We start from the raw sequence: 16092 nt of genomic DNA, 5'->3' as shown, positions 1-16092 counted from the left end.
ACGTCAGGATGAGGAGCGGCCGAGCATCGTGTTCTATTCGTTCATTATACGAGAACGAAACAGTGCTGTTGTTTCTGGCATGCGAGGCGTCAATCGTGGCAGTTCCTCTCAGACGAACCGGAATGCGTCGGGTTCGGATGGAAGCCGAGTTACACGACCAGTACTAGTACGTTCTCGATTCAGGAACAGTCTCGACGATCGAAAGGAGTACGCTCCGGACGATCCTGTGATCACTCCCGCCGGATGACGTGGCAGTTGCGACACCGAGCTTCGTAGGATTCCTCCGCGGCAACCATGATCGTTGGATCGTCGTAGTGAGCGGGTTCACCGTCGATGAGTCGCTGATTACGCGTTGCGGGTTCACCACACTGCGTACAGATTGCCTGCAGTTTATCGACGTACTCTGCGAGCGTCATGAGCTGTGAGAGCGGTTCGAACGGTTCGGCGCGAAACGTCTGATCCGTCCCGCTGACGATGACCCGGCGACCGTCGTCAGCAAGGCGTTTGCAGACCGAAACCAGCTCTGACGAAAAGAAGTTCGCTTCGTCGAGAGCCACCACTTCTTCACCGTCGAGTGAGCCAAGGATTTGCTGTGGCTGATCTTCATCGATTACCGTTGCAGTCCACATCGCGCCCGTATGGGTACCGATCGTCGTCTCACCGTAGCGATCGTCGACAGCTGGCGTAAAGACGGCGACCGACTGATCGGCGATCTCAGCCCGGCGTATTCGTCGGAGAAGCTCTTCCGTTTTTCCTGAAAACATACAGCCAGTGATCACCTCCACCCAACCGCTGTTCGTGATAGCGTTCATACCGGGCAGGCGGCAGGCGACAGTAAAAACTTGTCGTCACTAACCGGTGAGCGCGCGGCTGCTATGGCGAACGCATCGACGGTAGCGGGTCGAATGCGCTCACCAGTCGACCCCGAAACGGCCTTCCGATGGCTCTGTCCGTAAAGATGCCAAAATCATGCTATTTGGGTATGAACGTTGAACCGTCTTTGGTCATCCGGTCGGTGCGTTCGTGGAAACGATAGAAATGAACAATGATGTATGATGTATTAGTTCGTAACTGATTCAATTTCGAAACGGCCGGGTGACACGCCGCTGTAAACCGGTGGACACTCCGGAGTCATATCCCGGCGTTTAGCTGCGTACGTCTTCTATTAGTATATTGGAACGAGATCAGAGGTGATTGCTCCATTACACTCGTACCGGTGTCAAGCAAATCTGATATCAATGAGTTACTACGGCTGATATCAATTTATTCTATCTCATAAAATTTGAATCAATCACCACAATTATTAAGTTACTCTATCGTAAATGAGCGATCGAATGACAGACAGCGTAGAAGGTAATTCATGTATCGAAGAGGGTACATCATCGATGAGTCGCCGTTCTTTTATTGGAGGTGTCGCTGCGCTCGCTGCGTCGGCGTACTCGCTGTCAGTTCCGGACGACGTCGCTGCACACGTGACGGATGGTGACGATTCGACTACACAGACGGTTACCTCCCCGGACGGCAACATAACAGTCACGATCGACGCTTCGGAGGGAGGTTTGCACTACCGTGTCGTCCACGACGGAACCACGGTTATCGCGGATTCCGCGCTCGGGTTCGAATTCCAAAACCAGGACGCGTTCCGGGACGGACTCACTGTCACTGGGAGCGAACGGTCGACAGTCAATACGACCTGGAGGCCTGTGTGGGATCAGTACGACGAGATTCGCGAGCAGTACCATGAGCTTCGGGTGGGACTCGAGGAACGCAAGCCGCCGGGACGGACCGGAACGCTTGCGGTGCGGGTGTTCGACGATGGGCTCGGGTTTCGATTCGTCTTTAGCGACACCTTCGGAGATCCGTTCGTCATCACCAGCGAGCGCACGGAGTACAATTTCGCCGGGGATTACACCTCCTGGTGGATCCCAAACGATTACAACAACTTCGAGGTGGAGTACGAACGGACGTCGCTCAGCGACGTTTCTTCGACGCTCGAAACGGAGTGGGGTGGGGAGTTCGACGGCGTACATACTCCAATGACGATGCGGACGGACGAGGACCGTTACGTCAGCGTCCATGAGGCAGCTCTCGACGACTACGCGTCGCTCGCTATCACACCGACCGATGGGACCGACTTCGAGTCCACGTTAGCACCCCTGCCCGACGGTACGAAAGTAGCTGCTTCCGCGCCACATATGACACCGTGGCGAACGATCCAGATCTGCTCTCGGCCGGGAGCCCTCGTCGAGTCGAACCTGATCGTCAATCTCAACGAAGATTACAGCGACGACGTGTTTTCGGCGGGAACCGATTGGATCGAGCCTCAGAAGTTCATCGGCATCTGGTGGCTGATGATCACCGATCGCGCCGACTGGGAGTATCAAGGACCCCACACCGGTACCCACGGCGCACAGACCGGCCGGGCAAAACAGTACATGGATTTCGCCAGCGAACACGGTATCTCCGGCGTGCTCATCGAAGGGTGGAACCAAGGCTGGTCAAGCTATCCCGGTGACGGAAGCGCGTTCGATTTTACCTCGTCGTATCCGGACTTCGATCTCCAGGAGGTGACCAGCTACGGGCCGAGTCTCGACCCCCCGACCCAGATGACAATGCACAACGAGACAGCCGGAGACTTTCAGACCTACGAGTCCCAACTCGAAGCGGCGTTCGGCTTATACGACGATCTCGGTGTCCGGACCATCAAAAACGGATACGTCGCTGACAGCGGAGATCTGGCTGGTGAGGGTCACAATCACCACAACCAGATGTTAGTCAACCATCATACGCTCGTCGCCGAGACGGCGGCGGCGAATCGACAACTGCTCGATATTCACGAGCCGATCCATCCGACCGGTCGTCGACGAACGTATCCCAACCTCATGACCCGGGAAGGTGTGAAAGGCCAAGAATACGATTCTTTCGGATCCATCAGTCCCGAGCATCACGTAACGTTCCCGTTCACACGAATGCTCGGAGGTCCGGTGGAGTTTACTCCGGGAATCTTCGATATGGAATCGGGATCCGGCGGCATCGAAACGACACGCGCAAAGCAGCTGGCGATGTATCCGACGTACCTCAGCGGCCTCCAAATGGTCGCCGATCTACCGAGTTCGTACTTAGCCGACCAGCCGGCCACCCTGCGCGTCGGCAGCGTGGCACAAGCAGAATACGGTGACCGTCAGGGCTTTTCGACTGCTGCACGGTGGGCTAACGCTCAGGGCGAGGCGTACGTTCCCATCGATCCGAACGTGTCTTCCGGATCGACGATCTCCTGGACCGTCACGGCTGTCGACAGAGCTGGCGATTACGAGCTTCATCTCCGGTACGCCAGTGACGCGGAGAACAACGCCGTTCCGGCAGACACCGACCGGACGGCGACCGTGATGGTCAACGGATCCACTACCACCACGATCAGCGTTCCCTCTACCGACTACTGGGACGTCTGGGAGACGGTTTCGACGACGGTTTCCTTGGAGTCCGGCGACAATGAGATCACCTTACTGGTGGCCGACGAGGACACCGGCGGCTTTAACCTCGACGCCATCGCTGTCACGGAAACCGACGCGCCGATGCCCGAACCGACACAGGATCCGATCCGCGGTCCGACCGCTCCCGAATTTCAGTTCATCGAGGACGTACCGGCAGCGGGGTGGGACGATACGCGTGTGCTCGATTCCTCGATCGGGGAATATATGATTACTGCCCGACGGAAGGGTGATGAGTGGTACGTCGGTGCGATGACCGATGAAAACGGTCGCGCGCTCGACGTGCCACTCGATTTCCTCGCTCCCGGTGCGCGTGGTTCCGCCAAAAGCACAGGAGAGCCGGACGACGCGGCTTCAGGTCCAAAATACGTCGCCGAAATCTACTCCGACGGTATCGACGCCGCGTTCGGCACGAACCACTCGGACGTCCGTGTCGATACGGCTATCGTCGATCCGAGTACGACGGTGGTGGCGTCGATGATCGAGTCGGGCGGTACCGCTATCCGTCTTCGTCCGGCTCGGGGGTCGGAAATCGTTGAGCTGCCGACCTACAAACGGCCGGTCCAAGACGTTACCGTCTCCATCGCCAACGAAACGTTCGTTCAAGAGCCGTTTATCACGGCAACAGGGTCCAACAGCGGTGCGTACATCGGCGGTACCACTATCGAGTTGGTCGTTGATGGCGATCGGAAAGCAAGCGCGAACGTTCGCTACCCACCACAGTCTTCTGAACGAACCTATTCGTCCTCCTACACCATCGACACGCCAGGTACGTACGACGTGACCGTACGAACGGCTGACGGGACTTCCTTGGCCATGGAAACCGTACGGGTCAAACCGCCGGAGGTCGTCGCATCACTCTCGGATCCGGCGGATGACGACGAGGGACCTGGCAACTACACCTATCCGACTGCCGACGAGTTCGAACCCGGAGCGTTCGATCTGCGCTCGTTCACAGTCGAACAAACACCGAGTCGTTATGAATTCACGTTCGATGTCACGAATCTCTACAACGCTTTCGGAAGCGACCGCGGGTTCTCTCCACAGATGTTCGTCCTTTGGGTGCGCGATCCCAACAAAAACGGTGGTTCGAGAAACAGCCTCAAGGATCTGCAAGCCACTGTCTCCTTCGAACGATCGTGGCACTACCGCGTGGAGATCAGCGGTTTCACAAAAAGCGTCGTGGATGCGACGGGCACCCCGGTGACTGACGACGAAGGCAACGCCGTCGATCTGTACGAAACTGTCGATACGTCGGCTGGCACCGTCACCCTGACCCTCAACCGGGCCGCCTTCGATGGTGTCGATGCCACGGAGCTCGAAGTCGTTCCGATGGTACAATGTGAGGATCGAGGAACACTTCGTCCAGTCGAGGAACAACACGCTCAATACGTCTTCGGTGGTGCCACATCTGGCGCAGTCGACATGGCACCACGAATCATGGACGTGATAGTTCCCGGTGACACCTCCCAAGAGAAGGCGCTCACCTACACCACTGATCGACGGGCATCATTACCATTTATCTCGATGTCATAATGCACAAGACGATCATTCAAGTTGGCAAAAATAATAAGAATAATAATAGGTACGGTTGGAACCTATCATTGAGTTCGGGTGTATAGTGCTGTACTGACTCAATAACGCTAAACTGTACCCCCGATAGACTATTAATATTTTTGTACTATCTGTGGTCAAGCGTTGTAGTCACACCATTACTCCCAAACTGCAGTCCTCATGAGTCGATCATTCATTCGTGATATGTATACTATCCAACTATTATGTGAAGGGCATATTCACAGATATGCATTAATTCTGTATTACTAATATTTCTACACAAAGACGCGCTCGATATTATTAATTATAATTTTTCTTATCATAATTGACAGAGTCTTTATCCCAAAAACGGATATACAGCTTCAAATAGAGAGGTTATACGATTCTATACTCCTCTCCCCCATCCAAATAATTATCTTATATATTAAAATTAATGTATTTATTATTTTATAGAACGAAAGATTAATTTGTATGAGGTAATAATTTGGTGTATGGAAAAGACAGAATTATCACATTCATGCCGGCTGTCGGTGAGTGACCTGAACAGTCCCATCCGATTTTGATCGGAATACGAACGATCATCGTTAGATGATAACAAACAATCATATCGAATCAGAATGTCATTAGCACATGAAGATCCCTTGGAGGGCTACGCCCGGAATATTGGGGGGAGCGCTGGAGAGGGAACGCACGGTGGTACAGCAGTCCAACGACCGAAGGAAATGCCAACGAGAGACGATGCAACGGACATCGTATCGACAGCAAGCGAATTGAAAAAGGCTGTCGGCACCGACGATACCGTAGTTTACATAGATGATACGATAACGTTGCAGACGACGGAGCCGATCCCTGTCGGTTCGGGAGTTCAACTAGTCGGTGGCTTTTGCGATCCGACTGTTTCTGGACGTGGACCCGTCATCGAACGAGACACCTACGAAAACACCTCAGGGACGAGTGAGAACCCGACGTTCATCTCCCGCTCCAACGACGAACCACCAACCCTGTGGGGCGTCTCGATGCGTGGACCGAACACGGATCTCGAATACTTCGAGCCAACCGATCTGAACGATCGAGTGTCGACTGGGATCTGGTCTCTAGACACATCGGGGACGTTCGAGGCGATCGGCTGTGAGTTCTGGGGATGGACTCTCGCGGGGATCATGCTGGGTGCCACGAACGTCGAAACGGACGCTGACGTCATTCGCTGTACGTTTCACTCCAACCTCATGGCGGGATACGGCTACGGCATCGAACAGTACAATGGTCACCTGTGGTGTGACCGGTCGTTCTACGATCGGAACCGGCATGGTGTCTCGGGGTTCGGCTATCCATCCGAATCGTGGGTTCTGACGGAGTCCGTCATCGGTCCGAACTGGATAAGCCACGCGATGGACATGCATCGTCTCATTCAGAACCGATCGGCGGAGTGGCTCGACAATCAAGGATACAAGCACGATCGAGGTGGAAAATACATTCACGTGCGAGATTGTACGTTCATGAACGCGACGAGTATGCAGGGTAGCGGTGTCGAGGGAATCGTGCAGCGCGGCCTTTCGGTCGAGGGTGATGAAGTGTGGGGGTGTGACTTTTGGCATCCCTCGCAGCCGGTGGCACCGGGCGGGCCGGATGATGCCTACCGTGTGGAAGCACGGGATTCGTGGGAGAAATTCGACGCCCACGACAACGCCTTCGATGGACCGAACAGGGGTTTTGGCGCACCTCGGGCGACGGTTCCCGGAGAAACCGGAACGACCGAACTCGATCATAACTGGCACACCATCTCACTCAACGACACGTATCGAGATCCGGTAGTGTTCGTGAAACCGGTGACTGAACGCGGACCACAACCGTGTCACACCCGTCTTCGAAACGTCGGATCCGAAAGCTTCGACGTTCGACTCGAAGAGTGGGAGTATCTCGATGATAAACACGTCGTGGAACGCGTTTCTTTCATCGTCGCGGAAGATGGGGCGTATCGAACGAACGCGGGGAATCAGGTCGTAGTCGGAAACGTTCGAACTGACACCACATTCGAATCGGTCACGTTCGATTCCAGCTTCAGTGATCGCCCGATCGTACTTACTCAATCACAGACCTACAACGGCTCGGATGCGATCATCACTCGCAACAACAACGTGACACCCCACGGTGTTGCGGTTCGTCTTCAGGAGGACGAGGCACACGATAACGGTCACGTCATCGAAACCGTGGGATACATCGCTTTCGAGCGAGGAACGGTCGAGTTAGCGGGAACGACGTTCGAAGTCGGACGAACGCCGAACGATGTCACACACGACTGGTCACGAATACGTTTCCAACCCCCCCGAAACGGCACCCCCGTGTTTCTCGCGGATGTACAGACGTTTGATGGATCGAATCCGTGTCATCTTCGGTACCGGAATCTGAATCAGAACGGCGTTGACGTTCGGTTGCAGGAAGAACGGAGCGTGGATGATGAAACAATACATGTCGATGAAACTGTCGGATACGTCGTTTCGAAATCCGCTCGTACCGTCGAGACGCCTTCTGCCAACTAGTAGTTCCCATCCCGATCTTGGGTGCTCGTACTGGCGCATTTAATACCAATTTGATATTAATAGTATTTATGGCATATTGATGGACATAACTGGTAACTGCTGTCGGCACATACTGGATCCATGCGTTTATCGACCCTCATCATCGCAGTCGGCATCGTTCTGTTCGTTCTTCCGATCCCGGGAACGTTCGTCGCTGGAGCGATCGTAGTGCTCGCTGGTGTCCTCGTTCGGTGGCTTGGAACGTAGCTCACACGTCGGTTACCCGGAGATGCGCGAACGACGAAATGGGACAATTATACATCATTCTCTGGCACAGGCTTGTTCGAAGGGTCGTGGAGGCAATTGGAGATCGTCGAGTTCCGGGAGGTGTTTGAGGTTGTATACGACCTGCATCGTCTCCGTCATGGGCATTCCGTTACAGGAGAGTCGAATCCCTCGATCGCTCATCTCTGAGGGGAGGATGTGGTTGACAGGCATCGCTAGCTCGCCCGTGATGACTGCGACTGCACAGTTAGCACACGCACCTCCTCGGCAAGCGAAGGGCCACGCGAAACCACGGTTTTCGGCGGCTTCCAACAACGATTCGTGTGGTCGAACCAGAAACCGTCCGTAATCAACCACGTCTAGCTGTGTGGTAGCGGCCTTTTCGAATAGATCCTCGTCACTGAGTGACCATCCGTAATCGTCGAGGACCTCGTAGTTGAGATATTCGACACGAGATTTGGGATGACGATGATTCGGATCATCGACGTTTTCAGCGTCATACACTGGTGTTTCGCCGTCAGCCTTGAGCCGTTCGTACGCGGTTCGAACCCGCTGGAATTCGCTAGCCGATCCCCCGTGATCCGGATGGACTTCCTTCACCCGTTGTCGGTACGCACGATCGATCTCGGCGTCGTCTGCGTCCGGGTCGATCCCAAGAATATCGAACGAGGAAACCACATACCGAAAATGAACGGCGGAGGCATAAGTCCTCTCCTCTCGTCAACGATCGTCACCTCCGCAGCGCTGAATCCGGTCGACGTTGCGCGGTTTTAAGAGCGGAAAGCAGACGGAGGGTCTTTATCCCTGCACCCGAAATACATGACCTGTCGTGTCCAGATACCGAAACGAAGCAGCTTGGGGAGAATGACCGAGAAAAACGTCGAGTGGGATCGGCTCTCATTGATTCCATCGCAGGTTGAGATGCCTGATACGTCTACTCGAACGACAACGGACGACGCGCACTCCGACCTCCCGACCGTGTTGCGCTCGCTCAACGACGAGAAATGCCGAACGATCCTTCTGGCACTGGACGGACCAACGTCTGCGACGGAGCTGTGTGAATCGTGTGAGATGGCCAGTTCTACCGTCTATCGGAAACTCGAACGGCTAGGAGAGGCGAAGCTCGTTCGAGAGTACACTGAGATCCGACGGAACGGGCCGAACGCCACGCTGTACGAACGGGCTTTCACGCGAATCGCCATCGATATCGATGATGGGACGTTCTCGCTCTCGGTCGATCGACCGGAAACGGACGCAACGGACCGCATGGCTACGTTCTGGTCGGAGATGAAAGAGGAGTCATGATCGATGCGATCGTCACCCTGCTCGTCGTCGCTAAGATTCTCGCGCTCGTCCTCGGTAGCATCGTCGCGTTACTCGCGTATCGTGCGTATCTGAGAACAAAGATAGATGGACTTCAATACTTCGCTGTCGGCCTATCGATTATCACTGTTGGAACGGTGTTAGTCGGGATTTTTCATCATCTCATGGGACTTCGATCCGTTGTTGGAATGCTCATTGAGAGTCTAATTATCTCTGTTGGTTTTGTCGTCGTGATCGTCGGGCTGTACGGGCGATAGTTTTCGGTTCATTTGTCGTCCATAAGGGTCTCGTACTGCCAACGCGTCGTGTTCTTGTGAGCTCCTTGCCTACTCACTCACGACTCTTGTCGCTCGTTGATCAAGAACTTCGAACCTATATCTCAGCTAAAAGCATCGTTCCTTCTGGATCTTGCCGTTCACCGTGGAACGAAACTAAGTGTAATAATATACTAATGAATGGATATAGTTAAGGTGATGGGATTAATCCTATATTTTGATGTCTCGCTATCAAGTGAATCTTCCAACCGTCCTCACAGCTATTATAATAGCAGGAGCGGTGATTACGGCGATGTGGGTTCCCCACCAAGCCGGTGCTGTCGAGACGGTCAGTACAAATGACCTTCCTCCTACTACTACTCCGATCGAGTCTGGAACGCCTATTACGGACGAGATCGATGGAGAAACGGACGTCGATTACTATTCGATCACGATTGATGAAGAAAGCGAACTAGTCGTAGACATTTCTAGTCCGGATAGCACTGAAACGTCCGTGTTTGCCGATGTGCTTACGTTTGAGGGGAATCATCTCGGAACGGTATCTGCTTCCACGGAGGAACCACTAACGATCGATACTGCTCCCGGGACGTATTACGTTAGCGTTGCTGCATCGGACGAAACGGAATACACCCTCACAGTGAGTGTTGAACAGTCGACGCTAACGCCGACTGAAACGCAGACTACGACGGCAACCGAGACAGCAACACCGACTGAAACGCAGACTACGACGGTAACCGAGACAGCAACACCGACTGACACACAAACTACGACGGTAACTGAGACAGCAACACCGACTGACACACAAACTACGACGGTAACTGAGACAGCAACACCGACTGACACACAAACTACGACGGTAACTGAGACAGCAACACCAACTGAAACGCAGACTACGACGGCAACCGAGACAGCAACACCGACTGACACACAAACTACGACGGTAACTGAGACAGCAACACCGACTGACACACAAACTACGACGGTAACTGAGACAGCAACACCAACTGAAACGCAGACTACGACGGCAACCGAGACAGCAACACCGACTGACACACAAACCACGACGGCAACCGAGACAGCAACACCGACTGACACACAAACCACGACGGCAACCGAGGGGCAACCCCAGCAACCGTCGACTGATACCCAAACGGAATCAGGAGAATCAAAAACGGACAATAGGACACAACCGACCTCAGAAACAGAACAACAGACCGAAACTGACCAGCAACAGGAAACGAACAGCTCGCAGCCTACCAACGAAGCGTCGGGAGACGATGAAGTAACTGGGACAGACGAAGACCAGGAAGACTGCTAGCTACGATCCTACCATTTTTTGACCGACACTGTTTTCCAGACGTGGGTCTACTGTAGCTATTGCTGAAGTTAATAGTAATAATCATATATAATAATTCACTCATCTTGCACCGAACATGGTGCTACACAATGATTACATTTGAAGGTATGTACTGTATGTTTGATAACGCCAAAACCACCGTAATGGACCGTGTATCCCTGTTCTAGATGATAGTTAGTGCGGACAGGGTGATTCATCCTTTCGAGGCGAATATAGCGGTACGAGCGTTGGTTTAGTGCCTATTGGACCTTCTCGGACAGTAATGAACTCGATAATCACCGTCTGTTCTATTTTGGACATCTAGTTTAATGACACTTTTATATGAGAAATTACTTTTAACTATTTGTCTAAGATTCCTACTCCGACGTGGATGGCGTTCTCGGCACTGTTGTCTACCGGCAACAGATTTCCCGTGTCGAACCGCACTCCGTTCGGAACTCCATTACAGTAGTACGTTTGTAACTACAGTGCTCGCGTGATGCTGGAACCCCTCTCGATATTGAGACTCCATTGACCACGGGTAACCACCTCATCACTCTCGATGTTTCCATGTGCCATTCCCCTTTTGTTCGGTGACAACGAACGGTCTGAATACATCGTCGCTCATCATCCCATTGGATAACAACAAATTTATTGCAAATGGGTCCGAGGCAGTGCTATGACCGACGATCGACAGTCGAGACGGACTATCAAAACTACAGATACCGTTTTCGATGTCGTCGAATCCCTTTGGAACACGAACGGGGCAACAGTCACCGAGCTAGCCGACCGGCTCGACATCGCAAAGAGCACTGCACACGCTCACCTTGCTACGCTCGAACAACGAGAGTTCGTGGTGAAAAACGGGAACACGTATCAACTGAGTCTTCGATTTCTCGAACTGGGGATCCACGTTCGGGATCAAATCGAACTGTCGCGAATCGCTGAACCCTTATTGGAGAAACTCGCCGAAGAGACCGGTGAGGCGATCTGGCTCATCGTCGAAGAGCATGGCTGGGCAGTCTATCTGAATAAGGCGATGGGAGAAGATGCCCTTCAGATAAAGAGCACTATCGGAGAACGATCACACCTTCATTATCTCGCGGCTGGCAAGGCATTACTCGCGTACGTTCCACACGAGAACGTCGAATCGATCGTCGAACGACGAGGACTTCCGGGCAGAACAAGTCATACGATCACAGAGCCGAACGAACTGTTCACCGAACTCGCCGCGATTCGTGAACGGGGGTACGCGTTCAACGAGAACGAGGAGATCGACGGTGTCCGGGGGGTGGGTGTCCCGATCTGTGCCGAGGACCGTGCGATCGGTGCTGTGGGTATCGGTGCACCCGAGAACCGTCTACGCGGTAAGCGATTCCGTGAAGAGGTTCCCAACCAACTACTCGGAGCGGCCAACGAAATCGAACTCCGAATCACCTATTCAGGACTTCGAGGGTGACTTGAGTCAGCAGTCGTTGTTCGATGTCAGCGAACCCATCCCCATCCTACGACGACGGTGAACGTGGTGCCTACTCGTTGCTGTATCGGACGTTCTCAGTGGCTCTCCCATGGACGTCGTTGTAACGCCAATCTTTATTGTTAAACAGGAATATGTAACAATGTGAGTCCTAGTGACCACAGCGGAGAGTACACCGGCGGAGATAGTATGTCGAATGACATTAACGATGGCGGCACGCTCGATGGGATCGGCGACACGCCGATGGTCGAACTTCCGTCACTACGTCCAGAGGGGGGTGCTTCGATTTACGTGAAATGGGAGGGAGCAAATCCAACTGGAAGCCTCAAAGATCGGATGGCGTTGGCGATGATCGAGCAAGCACGGCGGCGTACAACGCTTGCACCGGGAGAGCCAGTCGTGGAATTCACCGGTGGGAGTACCGGATCGAGTCTCGCATTCGTCTGTACCGTTTTGGGTCATCCGCTGCATCTCGTTACCGCTGATTGCGTTGCCGAGGAGAAAATCGCGTCCATGCGGGCGCTTGGTGCACAGATCGAAGTCATCGAAACGCCTGATGGAACGACGTACGATGGGCTGTCCGATGATCTTCGAGCCGAAGCCGAGACGCTCCAGTCAGAGCGAGGAGCATACTTTACTGATCAGTTTAATAATTCCGATCAGCTCATCGGATATGAAACGCTCGGCAGAGAGATCCTTCACCAACAACCGGAGATAGACGATTTCGTAATGGTCGTTGGCACGGGGGGTTGTGCGATGGGGACCGCCCGATCGTTCCGAAACTACGACACCTCGGTCACCGTCACGGTCGTCGAACCTGCTGAATCCCCCGTTATCTCCGCTGAGACAACGGGTTCTCACCGTGTGCAAGGAACAGCTATGGTCAGTTCTCCACCGCTCCTCGAACGGGATCTGTACGATCGAGTTTGTACGCTTCCGACTGCGGACGGCATAGAGTGCGTTCAACGACTCGCGAACGAGGATGGATTGCTCGTCGGAACGAGCACGGGAATGAACGTCGCTGCTGCGAGGCGGATCGCAGCGAACCGCCGTCCCGATGAAACTGTCGTCACCATCGCCTGCGACACGGGTTTGAAATATCTCTCAGACAGACTCTATGACGAACTGAACGGATCGGTTTCTAATGGTTCCTGACTGCTCCATTGTTTGATGATCACTGCCGAACGTGAATCCCCCACTTAATGCATGGATCGTTATTGTTCCTTAGATATGTTCGATATTCGAATATTGATGTCCCTGATATATTATATTAACTAACGAAAGGGAGATAGAAGAAATATTTTTGTATTACCAGATATCGTTCTGGAGTATGATCGGTTGAGTTGGAGTTTATCATTACTTCTATACTTTTGGTGATAACTGTTCACTGATCTCTGGCACCACCATCCTTTCGATGACGTTTGCCGGCTCGGATCACATTGACCACGTTCGCACACGGATGTACTACGCCGGGACTGTCTTCTGCGTTACGACGGCCGTTTTTCTACTTCACGGATTCACTAGCATCACGCCGCTCGTCCTGTTACCAGTCGGACAAGGGGTGCTGTGCAGTCTCGTGTACGTCTTCTCTGAGGGGGACACAGCGCAAAAACATCCGGTAAAGCCCGGAACGACCCAGTTGCCACTACGGAAGACGGCGGAGGACGACTGACTGTCCGGTCGATGCATCGCGGTCGTGTCAGTGGACGATCGTGTGAGACATGCGTCGGAGACCACCGCCACGTAAGTGAACTGCGTCCGTAGTAGGCCGTAATGTCGACGATCCACGACGGTGTTCCCCGATGGTTCGTGGCTCTTTTCCCGTGTGTCGGGATCCTGTTCGTGCTCTCATACGTCGGCTATCTCGGTTTCATGTGGCCCGAGACTGCGACCGATCCAGCGTTCTTCCAGCACACAGGATGGTACGTTCTCAACGCCGGGATACCGTACGTCGATGTCTGGGATGTCAATCCGCCGATCGTCTTCGGACTCACTGCCGTTCTCGCCGCTTTCTCCGGCGGTAACATGGTCGTTCTCCAAACGCTCAGTGGCGCGCTCATGACTGTGGTAAACGCTACGAGCGTTCTGTTAGTCGGGTGGTTGGCGTTCCGTCTTACCGACGATGACGTAGCAGCCGTGGCTGCGGGGTTGGTGGTGCTCCTCGTTCCGGAAATGTACCTCATGCCACCGGTCGGTACTCGAGCGCAGTTTTACGCGCTGTTTTTCGGGCTTGTAGCACTCAGGCTTGTTCTCCAGGATCGGCCAGTTGCGGCCGGTGCGCTCGCAGCCCTCAGCGCAGGCTGTTGGCAGCCCGGGGCTGGCTTCGTGCTTCTCGTCGGGGGGATGGCAGCACAGCACGATGGATGGCGTGGAACGCTGTCGGTCGTCATTGGTACCGGCGTTGTCGCCGGACCTCTCGTGCTCGGGTTTGCCGCGGTAGGAGCACTCGTCCCGATGGGTGTGGAGACGATCCTCGCGCCGTTCGTCGGCGGCGCACCCTACACCCTCCCCGGACGAATCTATTCGATCCTCCTCGTGTTCGGCTACGGAATGGTCGTGCTTCCGGTGGCGTTCTACGGCTGGAGTCGTACCGGTCACGATCGCCGTCCCTACTGGGTTATTGCGGGCGCACTCCTGTTCGGTCTTCAAGCGTTGATCGTCGACATGGACGGATCGACGGACCTCGTACTCTGGTTGGCGTTCGTCGCGTTCGGGGTGGCGCTCGCCGTAGCGGCGGTCGATCCCTTTCCGATCCGAATCCCACACATCGTGACGCTTCAAAGCCGTCAGTGGATCGTCGTCGTGCTCGTAGTGCTCGTATTGAGTGGTCCGGTCTGGCACGTCACCGGCTCGCCACTCAAATCGACGTTACAGGACAACGAAGAGCGAGCGACACCGGACGAGGAGCTGCCGATAACGAAAGACGAGGCGTCCGTCCCCGACATGCAGACGATCTACTGGGAAAAGCGCACCCCCGAAACGTGTCATTATCGCCTCAGCCGGAACGAGTTGCGGTGGATCGCGGCGACTGATGACCGGTTGCATACGATCCAGTGTGGCCAGTGGCCTACGGAGTTCTGATCGTTCGATTCGACCCACATGATTTACCGCTGTGCAGTGAGTACCGATCAGTATGTCCGATAACGGGCGTCCGTTTTCGAGGGCCGACTCGGACACCGCTGCGGCGGCTTCAATGAGCCGTCGGCCCGGCGATGGCGCTGTCTCGCGGGCTGCTCGCCAGCGCGATGAGACGGTGCGGCGGTGGGGATTGGTTTCACCGAGTGCGACCCGGATCGGACGGGCGGACGATCCTGCCCGCGATCTATCCGAGAACGTGCGTCGCCTCCATGAGGAGCGTCATCCAGCAATGGCGGGGTACAGCGAACGAGCCCACCGGCTTGACAAACTCCGCATCACACATGCACTGTGTACAGAACTCGAACTGACACCGTGGCAGCGCGATCGCGCGATCGGTGTCATGGTGGATCTCGATCTCACAGCCTTCGGCAGCCGGCGCGCAATCCCCACCGTGGCGCTGGTTGTGATCCGTCACATCGTCGATCGAGACCGGGAACACTATCTCGGGCTGCACGATGAGGAGTGGCTTCACGACCAGCCACCCGAGCGGCTCGCCGATCTGTACAACCAGTTCCGATCGATCACCGACGACGAGCAGTTCACAGCTCTCTGTGAATCCGTCGATCTCGATATCACCAGCCTCAATCGTCTCCGGCGCGTGCTGACCGATCAACTCGACGATCAGGACTTGAGAGGGGCAGTGTACGGCCGGACGCCGTCCCATGACCCGGCTTTGCCGATCCTATAAGACGTGTGCCGT

At 54.5% G+C, this 16092-nt stretch carries 12 protein-coding genes and 1 pseudogene; 11 read left to right on the top strand and 2 right to left on the bottom strand.

Going from position 1 to position 16092, the window contains the following annotated elements; genetic code table 11:
* Positions 1-230: 230 nt before the first annotated feature.
* A complete protein-coding gene (locus MW046_RS14590) occupies positions 231-812 on the bottom strand; it encodes a thymidine kinase (protein WP_247994892.1) in 582 nt (193 codons plus the stop codon).
* Positions 813-1385: 573 nt separating this feature from the next.
* Between MW046_RS14590 and MW046_RS14585 the strand changes: the two genes are divergently transcribed.
* The 3 genes from MW046_RS14585 to MW046_RS19485 all read left to right on the top strand — a co-directional run bounded on the left by MW046_RS14585 (position 1386) and on the right by MW046_RS19485 (position 7825).
* A complete protein-coding gene (locus MW046_RS14585) occupies positions 1386-5024 on the top strand; it encodes a glycoside hydrolase family 97 N-terminal domain-containing protein (protein WP_247994891.1) in 3639 nt (1212 codons plus the stop codon).
* A 635-nt stretch (positions 5025-5659) separates the two neighbouring features.
* Positions 5660-7579, top strand: coding sequence for a hypothetical protein (locus MW046_RS14580; RefSeq protein WP_247994890.1), 1920 nt, complete (start codon positions 5660-5662; stop codon positions 7577-7579).
* 120 nt (positions 7580-7699) lie between these two features.
* Positions 7700-7825 (top strand): hypothetical protein, encoded by a 126-nt coding sequence (locus MW046_RS19485; RefSeq protein ID WP_282190233.1) that lies wholly within the window; start codon positions 7700-7702, stop codon positions 7823-7825.
* 54 nt (positions 7826-7879) lie between these two features.
* On the opposite strand, the gene fer is transcribed toward MW046_RS19485, so the two are convergent.
* Positions 7880-8521: a ferredoxin Fer gene (fer, locus tag MW046_RS14575; RefSeq protein ID WP_247994889.1), complete on the bottom strand. Its 642-nt coding sequence runs from the start codon at positions 8519-8521 to the stop codon at positions 7880-7882.
* A gap of 186 nt (positions 8522-8707) precedes the next feature.
* Between fer and MW046_RS14570 the strand changes: the two genes are divergently transcribed.
* From MW046_RS14570 to MW046_RS14535, 8 genes and pseudogenes are all read left to right on the top strand, one after another.
* A complete protein-coding gene (locus MW046_RS14570; protein WP_247994888.1) occupies positions 8708-9148 on the top strand; it encodes a winged helix-turn-helix domain-containing protein in 441 nt (146 codons plus the stop codon).
* A complete protein-coding gene (locus MW046_RS14565; protein WP_438268195.1) occupies positions 9145-9423 on the top strand; it encodes a DUF7521 family protein in 279 nt (92 codons plus the stop codon). Before MW046_RS14570 ends, MW046_RS14565 begins: the two co-directional genes overlap by 4 nt.
* A gap of 238 nt (positions 9424-9661) precedes the next feature.
* On the top strand, positions 9662-10759 hold the full coding sequence (locus MW046_RS14560) for a hypothetical protein (protein WP_247994887.1): 1098 nt from the start codon (positions 9662-9664) through the stop codon (positions 10757-10759).
* A gap of 697 nt (positions 10760-11456) precedes the next feature.
* Positions 11457-12236: an IclR family transcriptional regulator gene (locus tag MW046_RS14555; RefSeq protein ID WP_247994886.1), complete on the top strand. Its 780-nt coding sequence runs from the start codon at positions 11457-11459 to the stop codon at positions 12234-12236.
* Between the two features lie 207 nt (positions 12237-12443).
* The gene (locus MW046_RS14550) at positions 12444-13409 is read left to right on the top strand and encodes a PLP-dependent cysteine synthase family protein (RefSeq protein ID WP_247994885.1); all 966 of its coding nucleotides are present in this window, start codon (positions 12444-12446) and stop codon (positions 13407-13409) included.
* A 223-nt stretch (positions 13410-13632) separates the two neighbouring features.
* A pseudogene (locus tag MW046_RS14545) lies at positions 13633-13926 on the top strand (Na+/H+ antiporter NhaC family protein); the annotation flags it as partial.
* Positions 13927-14027: 101 nt separating this feature from the next.
* Entirely contained in the window at positions 14028-15335 is a 1308-nt protein-coding gene (locus tag MW046_RS14540) for a DolP-mannose mannosyltransferase (RefSeq protein WP_247994883.1), read from the top strand.
* A gap of 52 nt (positions 15336-15387) precedes the next feature.
* Positions 15388-16080 carry a DNA-directed RNA polymerase subunit epsilon gene (locus MW046_RS14535; RefSeq protein WP_247994882.1) on the top strand — a complete coding sequence of 231 codons (693 nt, stop codon included), beginning with the start codon at positions 15388-15390 and terminating at the stop codon, positions 16078-16080.
* The last annotated feature ends 12 nt before the right edge of the window (positions 16081-16092 follow it).

Source organism: Halocatena salina (assembly GCF_023115355.1).
Lineage (GTDB): Archaea > Halobacteriota > Halobacteria > Halobacteriales > Haloarculaceae > Halocatena > Halocatena salina.
This window is presented reverse-complemented; position numbering and strand designations above follow the sequence as displayed.

Coding starts and splice junctions, on each gene's coding strand:
- MW046_RS14590 (WP_247994892.1), bottom strand. CDS start 812: ATGAACGCTATCACGAACAGCGGTTGGGTGGAGGTGATCACTGGCTGT.
- MW046_RS14585 (WP_247994891.1), top strand. CDS start 1,386: ATGAGTCGCCGTTCTTTTATTGGAGGTGTCGCTGCGCTCGCTGCGTCG.
- MW046_RS14580 (WP_247994890.1), top strand. CDS start 5,660: ATGTCATTAGCACATGAAGATCCCTTGGAGGGCTACGCCCGGAATATT.
- MW046_RS19485 (WP_282190233.1), top strand. CDS start 7,700: ATGCGTTTATCGACCCTCATCATCGCAGTCGGCATCGTTCTGTTCGTT.
- MW046_RS14570 (WP_247994888.1), top strand. CDS start 8,708: ATGACCGAGAAAAACGTCGAGTGGGATCGGCTCTCATTGATTCCATCG.
- MW046_RS14565 (WP_438268195.1), top strand. CDS start 9,145: ATGATCGATGCGATCGTCACCCTGCTCGTCGTCGCTAAGATTCTCGCG.
- MW046_RS14560 (WP_247994887.1), top strand. CDS start 9,662: ATGTCTCGCTATCAAGTGAATCTTCCAACCGTCCTCACAGCTATTATA.
- MW046_RS14555 (WP_247994886.1), top strand. CDS start 11,457: ATGACCGACGATCGACAGTCGAGACGGACTATCAAAACTACAGATACC.
- MW046_RS14550 (WP_247994885.1), top strand. CDS start 12,444: ATGTCGAATGACATTAACGATGGCGGCACGCTCGATGGGATCGGCGAC.
- MW046_RS14540 (WP_247994883.1), top strand. CDS start 14,028: ATGTCGACGATCCACGACGGTGTTCCCCGATGGTTCGTGGCTCTTTTC.
- MW046_RS14535 (WP_247994882.1), top strand. CDS start 15,388: ATGTCCGATAACGGGCGTCCGTTTTCGAGGGCCGACTCGGACACCGCT.